Source organism: Thermodesulfobacteriota bacterium (assembly GCA_040753795.1).
Lineage (GTDB): Bacteria > Desulfobacterota > Desulfobacteria > Desulfobacterales > Desulfosudaceae > JBFMDX01.
The window spans coordinates 1-2,673 of the sequence record JBFMDX010000012.1 but is presented as its reverse complement, the minus strand read 5'-3'; the positions used below and the strand labels follow the sequence as shown (position 1 = coordinate 2,673).

The following is a 2,673-nucleotide window of genomic DNA, read 5'->3' as shown; positions in this document are numbered from 1 at the left end:
TCACCGGGGGATCGTTCGCTATTACCGGCATTCTCGACGGGAAGCTTGCCCCGTGCCGCCTCGGCGGTCCCTGAAGTCAAGGGCTTGACGGCATCGTCACCGGGGGATCGTTCGCCAAAGTTCGAAAAGAAAAAGGCAAAAAGCCCCAGACAGACGAAACCCGATATTCCCGCAATAATGCCATAGCGAATCTTTTTGTTTTTCCGCAACGGAATGATGTTCCCTGCGTCCCGAGGCTCATCGGCAGCCGGAACTTTATCCGATTGGGCCTTGTTTTTTTCAGCCGGTTCAACGGGTGGGCTTTCCTGCATCTCGCGGGTGGCAGCGGCCGCCTCTTTTTCAGGAGCAGCTTTCTTTTTTGCGAAGGCGACTTTCTCTTTTTCAGCAGCAGCCTTCTTTCCATCGGCAGCAACCTTCTTTTTCTCGGCAGCGGCCTTCTGTTTTTGGATGTCAGTCTGCTTTTTTTCAGCAGCGGCTTTCTTTTTTCCGGTATCTTCCCGGGTGCCTGCCGTATCTCCGGCCTGCACCGGTTTGTATACGACCTTACCGGATTCATGTACGGCCTTACCGGCTTTGGCATCCTGTCGTCTTGTCATTTCAATCAGAAGGCGCAACAGCGGCTGATCAATTTCCCTGGTAATGTTCAGGTCGGGATAATCAATCTCGATGGTCGGCCTGTGCCAGTCGAGTATCTGGTATACGGCCTCTTCCCCCCTGGCGGACCCGGTCGCCGCCGCAACCAGAACACCGTTTTGCAAATAGAGACGCCCTTCTTCCTGTTCCCCTGGATTTACCTTCAGCGTACAGGAGGTTTTTTCCATTTCCGACATCTGGAGAAAAGAAGCCAGGCTGATGCCATGAAAGACGCCGCCGACGCCACCTGCCATTTCCTGCACCATTTTGTCTGCCAGGGCCGTAAAATCGATCGGCTTTTCAAAGTATCGAATTTCGCGGATGGACTTGATGGTGGACTCAATTTCACCGGATTCAAAGTGGGTCATAACGATGAAAGGAATACGCGCGTTGTTTTTCGTGATCGTTTTGAGTAATCCAAGGTCGCTCGTGGAGGGGGCGTACAAGTCGATAACAACAATATCGATTTTTGTCTTTTTGAGTGTGGTATCAGATTCCTGAAGGCTTTCCGCCGTAAGGATATCAAAATCACTGGCGTGTTCGTGTTTTCGAAGCAGGCTGGAGATTTTGTTAAGTATAAGCGTATCTACACTTACGAAAAGAATTTTCTTCATACAAACCCTTCAGTAGCCGTGTTGGACGCCCCCCAAAAAAATATACCATCTTTTTTGTTTTGTTTTAACATTTTTTTTAAGAAAATCAAGATTGAAATCATTTTTTAATTTAGACTGTTAGCAAAGGGGCGGGCTGTTGACAGGCAAGGTGACCCGGCTCCACGGCCCGGATATTTCACGAAGGGAATTGTATTTCGTTTTGGTCGGGGCGGCAGGATTTGAATCCATTGCCCCCGAATTTCATCAAACCCTTGATACTCGCGGCTTTACCTTTTATATCAGCCTGATATAAACATTTTCGTTTTATTCAATCCGTTCAATAAATGCATTTTTTCCAACCAAAATTACCAAATTCTACCAGGATTCTACCAGACCAAAATTTGAATTCTTAAACACCTTGGACGGTCTGGATGGATGAAAAGGGGCTGACATTCATTCTGTGTCAGCCCTCTTTTTTTTTGACGTGTGAGCTTGGGCTGTTTCAGAAAAAAATGATTATTCTCCCCAGGCACCCGGGCTCTCACCTTCAGTCTTGGACAGCTCCGAACGGTTTTTCCCCCATCGCCCGAAGCATCGCCCAGAATTTTCCTCCTGTGTCAGCCCTTTTTCATTCCCCCTTGGTTGACACCACCAGCCCAAATCGATTATAAAATTCAACAAGGGGGATTAAATCCAATCCAACACATTAACAGCCAATGAGAGGCGATACCGTAGGCTCCTCTGGTATGATGAGATTTCGTGTGATGAAAAATCAATTCTTCATAAAATCCAAAATCGGGACAAAAGGCAGACCAACTCCGATTACTAACGTTGGCAATTAACAAGGAGTTCAATGATGGCAGAAGACAGTAATGTACAGCGTTTGGAGGGAGCTAAGTTAATAATTTCAAGTGCAACCATTTTCGCTTTAGAGAAAGAAATAGAATTAATTAATCACATATGGAATGGACGGATAGGAATTGATAATAGGGAAAATCATACTTTAGAACTTACAGCGAAGGATGGTAAAGTTGTAAAGGGTCAATTCTCACGTGAGGAATTAGAAGATTATCCTGGAAGGATTGGAACTGAAAAAACAGATGCTAAGCTTCGAAGAATGATAGATGTTTTAAATGGTAATTAAAGCGCTTTAAAACCAATGGTGTTTTGCCAACAAGCGTGTGCACCAGACCGGAAGGGGGCGGGCCTCCACCGCTTTTTCGGAGCAAGGTGCTTAACAAACATTGTACCATTTGCATTCCCTGCATACCCCTTCCGGCAGGTGAAGAGTTCGTAACCATATAACCAAGGATGGCACCATGCGGTGGTCCCCAAAAACTGGACAATGTGCTAAGCTCTGATTCACAACATGAAAGGAGCTTTACATGATCAAGAAACGGAAACAATACAGCCCGGAATTCAAGGCAAAAGTGGCGCTGGCCGCCAT

At 46.5% G+C, this 2,673-nt stretch carries 2 protein-coding genes; one reads left to right on the top strand and one right to left on the bottom strand.

Features of this window, described 5'->3' with window-relative positions:
• Window positions 1–1,247: DUF4388 domain-containing protein (locus AB1724_13660; protein MEW6078857.1), on the bottom strand; the 1,247-nt coding region annotated here is incomplete at its 3' end.
• An 832-nt stretch (window positions 1,248–2,079) separates the two neighbouring features.
• Between AB1724_13660 and AB1724_13655 the strand changes: the two genes are divergently transcribed.
• Window positions 2,080–2,370, top strand: a complete 291-nt coding sequence (locus tag AB1724_13655) for a hypothetical protein (GenBank protein MEW6078856.1) — start codon at window positions 2,080–2,082, stop codon at window positions 2,368–2,370.
• Window positions 2,371–2,673 lie beyond the last annotated feature (303 nt).